Origin of the sequence: Paenibacillus sp. LHD-38, assembly GCF_031157315.1 — a bacterium.
Classification (GTDB): Bacteria; Bacillota; Bacilli; order Paenibacillales; family Paenibacillaceae; genus Pristimantibacillus.
Genome location: NZ_JAVIFU010000106.1, coordinates 1 through 5754 on the forward strand (window position 1 = coordinate 1; position 5754 = coordinate 5754).

At 47.8% G+C, this 5754-nt stretch carries 3 protein-coding genes; all 3 read right to left on the reverse strand.

Annotated features, from left to right (window positions below):
* Window positions 1–209: 209 nt before the first annotated feature.
* Window positions 210–1130 carry a GNAT family N-acetyltransferase gene (locus RCO25_RS34210; protein ID WP_309000508.1) on the reverse strand — a complete coding sequence of 307 codons (921 nt, stop codon included), beginning with the start codon at window positions 1128–1130 and terminating at the stop codon, window positions 210–212.
* 117 nt (window positions 1131–1247) lie between these two features.
* Window positions 1248–1700, reverse strand: a complete 453-nt coding sequence (locus tag RCO25_RS34215; RefSeq protein WP_309000509.1) for a hypothetical protein — start codon at window positions 1698–1700, stop codon at window positions 1248–1250.
* 678 nt (window positions 1701–2378) lie between these two features.
* Window positions 2379–5477 (reverse strand): S-layer homology domain-containing protein, encoded by a 3099-nt coding sequence (locus RCO25_RS34220; RefSeq protein ID WP_309000510.1) that lies wholly within the window; start codon window positions 5475–5477, stop codon window positions 2379–2381.
* Window positions 5478–5754 lie beyond the last annotated feature (277 nt).

Sequence of the window (5754 nt, forward strand, 5' to 3'; positions counted from 1 at the left end):
TCCTCCTGGATGATGGAATTTTTAGGGCTATGACCCGTTGCGTACTTCCATCGTACCGAGGCGCTCGTTTTTTTGCAAAGCGGAAATTTAACGCTCTACAGGAATGCTATCGTGTCCCGATAGCTTAATGCAGGAGCAGCTGCCATGTCAGCCTTCCTGGGATTTATGACCTGGAATAGTTATAGGAATCCACAAAATCTGCTACACAACTAAGGCAAAAATGAAGCAACGTAGTGAATTCTCTTATATTCTTGTTGAAAACCAAATTTGTTATATAACGACTTAGCTACGTCATTTTTACTATCTACAGTTAGCCGAACATCGTTAGCACCTGATTGTTTTAATCGTTGTAAGATTTCGGATAACAACAATTTCCCAACACCTCGTTTTTGCCATTCGCGCCTTACAGCAATGGTTGGTATTCGAGCATGAGTCCCTCTAAGAATCGAGGAGAGAAGACCTATAGGATTCCCAAATTCATTTGTGCATAAGAAGTACAGATTTTTCGAAAAACTAGCTCCCTGAAATTCATGAATTACGCTCTCTGGGCTTTTGTTATCATGGAAGGCCTCGTTATATATTTCAGCCCAAACGTTTGCGTCCTCAAGTGTTGGGCTGCGGAATTGATATCCTAATGGTTTAAGAAAGACCTCCTGATCAACCATATTAGTCAAACAGAATATCTCCAATGTATTTTGCTCTTTCATTCCAAAGTTAGCCCCAATAGTGGCTTCTCCAGGAATACGTGTGAGCGCACGGTGCTTAAAGTGAATGGGCTTTGCATCTTGTCGTGCAATATCTTTAAGTCGTTTAAATATAAAGTTGAATATCACAGTACCAATCCCACGCCTACGCCATTCCACATCTACTGTCCCGAAACAATCAACGGCGATGTGCGTATTTAGTTCAACGAAGCACAATGAAAAATAACCGACTGTCGTTTGCCCAATCACCACAACGAAAGTATTGTCACGGATTCTTCTACCTGGTTCGTCCAAACTTTGTTCAAACTCTATGACAGAAACTCCGTTCAAAAAGTGAAATGGGTCGCGGTTAATCATTGTTACAATCCTATCTGTATCTGACCGTGTATGTATTCGAATTAACGCATCTATATCCGAAAGCTTCATCAAACTTTACCCTCCATACAAATCTCCATTTAAATTAATTCCACAATTTGTTAAACTATTCTGCCCGTTAGTTCAACAAAAATCAGCCGATCGTTCTGGTCGGCTGCCATCGTGTCTTTATTCAGCTATCGTCTCAGCCAAACCATCATAGTACCCCTTTCTAAAGACGATAACTGCCACTGCAGGTGTTCCGGGATCATCTTCCACATAATATTTTGGAGCGTATAATCCAATTCTAAGTTTATAGGATGTAACCCCCGATCCGAGTTCTTCTACTAAGTCTTTATCGTATTTTTGTAGTACTTTCTTGGCCTCGAAAAAAGGGACAACGTTTAACAATTGTCCATTTATTATGGCCTTCGTTGGTTCACAAAACTCAATAGCCTCAATTACACCATTTTCCTCAGTATAATAGACAAAAACACATGTCTCGCTAAAGAAGTCAGTATAGGTTCCTCGTATAATATGATTTTTTTCTGGTCTATCCGACATAGCACTTCTTACCTGTTCTTTTGTCATTCCAATTGTTATTGGACCGGCACTCTCATAAGGCTTTATTATAAATTCCATTATGTTTCCTCCCAAAGATTCTGTAAGAAATATAACATTTTCCACGCTAACCTGCCCGTTAGCTTAACGAAGAAAGGAGCAGCTGCCGTAGCAACTGCTCCATATTTGTTCAACTATCGTACCCGTTAGTTTTAGTAATTGATGGTAGCACGATCAAGTATCACGCAAACGGAAAAACTATATGGTCAAAGGGAAAAATGGTTGATGATAAGCCGGACGGCTACTGGGAATGGTATCGTCCCGATGGGACAATCAAGCGTTCAGGGTATTTTGAAATGGGTGAGGGTCACCTATGACAGTAAAGGCAGTAAACACAAAACAACAATTCGTGATAAAGAATAGCGCGCCCCGATCTGACCTTGGCCGGTGGAAATTCTTCTCCATGTTCCCTGCCTAAAATTGCTGTACGTATAAAGGTCTGCATTTCTTGCCCATTTAATAAGAGATGGACGGTAGATTTGAACACTATTTAGGGCATTTACTCAAAACACATGGATACAGTGTAGTTGTTACTCGAGCATCTAGATTAAAGACGCAGAAAGACCGCCAATCTGGCGGTCTTTCTGCAAATATAAGAATTTATAAGTTTTGCACTTATAAAAATGGCTTATATTTCATCGCGAAACGAGCTTATGCCGCCTAAGGACGGCATAAGTCGTATACACTTGGCATCACGCCTTATTTTTGGCTTAAATCGTGATAGAACATTGGCCGTTCCCCGAGAAGGACCTTGTAGATGTCGTAGTTGGTCGCCATGACCTCTTTCAAGTATTCCTTATAAGGACGGTCGGCGACATTCACAAGGCCCGAGTTATAACGTTCTCCCCAAACGCCTTCCCAATATCTGCCCAGAGCAGCCTGGTCGACGTAATTGAACACATGAGCGCCCACAATGTTGTCTAGACTGGCCGCCGCCTCTAAATAATTCCGGTAACGCGTTCCCCTCTGGGACTGATTCTCGGCGGAATTCTCAAGAAGCGGATCCAAGCCTTGTTCCGTCGTGCCGAAACCGAATTCGCTAATCAGAATCGGTTTGCCGCCCGATTTCGCGTACACGTCCTTCAGAAGGTCGGCATCCAGGTTATAGGTGTAATAGTTAATGCTGATGACATCCACGTATTTCCCTTCCACCTCCGCCATTATGCTCCGAAACTTCTCGTTATGGAACGGCGTCGTTAACCATCGGTCTCCGAGTAGAAGATGATTCGGATCATATTTGCGGTAGAGCCGCGAGACCGTTCCGTAAAACGTATCCAGATAATACCTGAAAAAGGCGTCCATATCGCGCCAGGCCGCCGACGTCTTGATCGGAAGCTCCGCTTCCTTCAAATCCTCAAAGGTTTTAAAGTTTGTCTGCCATTCGCTATTAAATTTGTCTATGTCTTGATATTTATCCTTCAGCCTTTTAACCAAACGTCCTTTGATCGCCGCTTCGCTTGCCTTCAGCTTCGGCACATGGGAATAAAACTTGTGGAAATCGTATTCGTTGTCGATGAAATACCCGATCAGCATCGGATCGTCCTTCGTCGGCTTGACGACCTGCGCAAACGACTTATCAAGCTTGGCCACCGCATCCGGCGCGAAAATGTCGAATAGCGAAATCCCGTCTATCTTCGCCCAGTTCATGCTGGCGAGCGGCAGCATCCGCACGTAAGGCAAGTTGTTCTCGCTGCCGTATTTGTCGGGCGAAAAGCCTCCTACGCTGTTAAATCCCCATTTTTTGATGCGCCCAGCCGCTTCCGAATAGACCGCATGCTCGGTTGGGACTTTTCCTGTTTTCAAATATTTGTTCGCCAAATAGTACGAAAAGTTATTGGAACCGTTATAAGCCGTTTTATATTCCCCAAGAATGGACGGAATCGATTCGAACAGCTCCTCCCGCCCCTTTACCATCGTAAAGGTTTCATTGGCCGTTAGTCCGTTCACGCCTAAGCTGAAGAAGAGATTGCCATCCGGCGTCGTCATCACTTTGCGGCTTCCCATCTGCTGAATGGCGAAAAAGCCCTTTTTTTGCAAGCCGTATTTGGCCGCGCTGCCTGCCAGACCGCCGAAACGGTCCCGGCCTGAAGGAGGCGTTAAACCGGCGTAATAGGAGGCGTCCGCCTCGGCATCCGCTTCCAGCTGCAGCTCGGTTGTCACCTTCCCGGGAAAATTAGCCGATATCATTTGACCGAATCGGTCCACTTGAATTTTATTGCTAGCGTTGAGCTTGGTTTTGCGGATGGGACTCGGTACCAGGCCGTCTTTCACGGCATAGGTTTCGAGCACACTGTACCCCGTAAGCTGGAACGGCCCGGTATAGAGCTGAAACGCAGGGGCGTTGTCCTTGCGGTAATAGATTCGGGCCCCTTGCCCTTGGGTCGCCGAAGAAAGCTCGACCTGAAGCGATTCGACGTTTCGGGTCGAGCTGACGTCGACGGAAGCGGTGCTTCGATTGATCGAAACCCTGGAAAGCTGCGGCGACCAGGATTTGGCAACTCCATGCAGCTCGATTTTCAAATAGCGCGTCCCTGCCGGCAGCGAAGAAGCTTCATAAGCGTACTGCTGCCAATCACCCGAAGGATTGCCGACCGGATAGGCTTTGATCGGTATTTCCTTATACGTTTTCCCGTCCGCCGAGGCGAACGTCTTGCTCTTTTCCAGCTCGACTCCGGTAAAAAAGTAGCTGTAAAAGAGCACGGAAGCGATATCGTATTCCGTATGGTAAACGATGCTTCCCGGCGCCGTCGACGTTCGCGCGATCCGTTTCGCGTCGCTGCCGAAGTTAGCGGGATGGTCCGTAGCGATGTACATATTCGTGCGGGTCGCCATCCGTTTGAAGCTTTCGAGCGGGTCGTAAAGGCCTACGGACGGCCCCGGAGGCGTTACGGCCCCAACCTCGTACTTGTATACGGAAACGCCGCTGACTTCCGTTTTGCCGGAAACGGGATGGTAAACCGCGCATGTCTTCAACTGAAGCCCTCCTAGTACCGGAATGGGCGAAGTATACGGTTCACGGGCGGACGATGTCCGGGGATCGCTGCCATCCGTCGTGTAGTAGATGGTCGCACCCGGTCTGGCGGCGCTCAGTATCGCCATGCTTCCGTACGGAACGCTTCCCGAAGGCAAGCCGGACGTAACGCCGTTCACCGGAATCGCGGCCGGTGACAGGCTGCCGGGAATCTCTTTCATCGACAGGTCGATTAAGGCGGCTGCTTCCTCGCGGGTCATCGCGTCCTGCGGCCGGTACGACCACGCGCCGGAATCCCGGGTAATGTCCGAACCGTACCAGCCGTGGGCAATAATGCCGCTGATTCCTTCCGCCGCCCAAGTATTCGGCTTATCGCTGAAATTCAGCGCACCGCCCGGAGCGAGACCCTGTTTTTTGGCATACCGCCATACCATAACCGAGGCTTCTTCGCGTTTGACCGGCTCATTCGGTGAAAAAGTCGTAGCGGAAGTGCCGTTAACGATGCCCGCCTGATAGGCGGCGCGTATATAGGCGGCTGCCCAGTGATCCCGGATATCCGGGAAGGGTACCGATCCTCCTTGGTCCTTCAGTTGAAAAGCGACGGAGACGAATTTGGCAAACTGGGCGCGGGTCAGCGTCTGTTTCGGACCGTAAATCCCTTCGGCGATTCCGTCCGCTATGCCAAGCGTCTTCAAATCGCGAATATAAGCGAAATAGGGGCTTGTATCCGGCACGTCTTTAAAATCCGCTGTCGCTGCGCTGACTCCCGTGCACGGCAATGATGCAAGGGCGATCATTGCGGCGACTGTAATCGATAATTTTCTCATCCAGGCTCCTTTCTTACTAAATTTATCCACCTCGATTATAAAAATCGGGCCTGTCCAAAGATATAAGGGGGTGCCTGTTAGCGTAACGAAGGGCTACCACGTGGCCAATGTCATTTAGTTTAGCTCAAAGACAAGAACAGGAATAAAAATGAAATCCAAAACGGCATGGGAAAAGTCCTGTGCCGTTTGTTTTTTTGGGGAAAGCAAAGAAAAAGCGCATAGCAAACAAAGCGGATGGAGTGTCCGCTTTAAAAAATGTTCATGTGAAACGAATTAT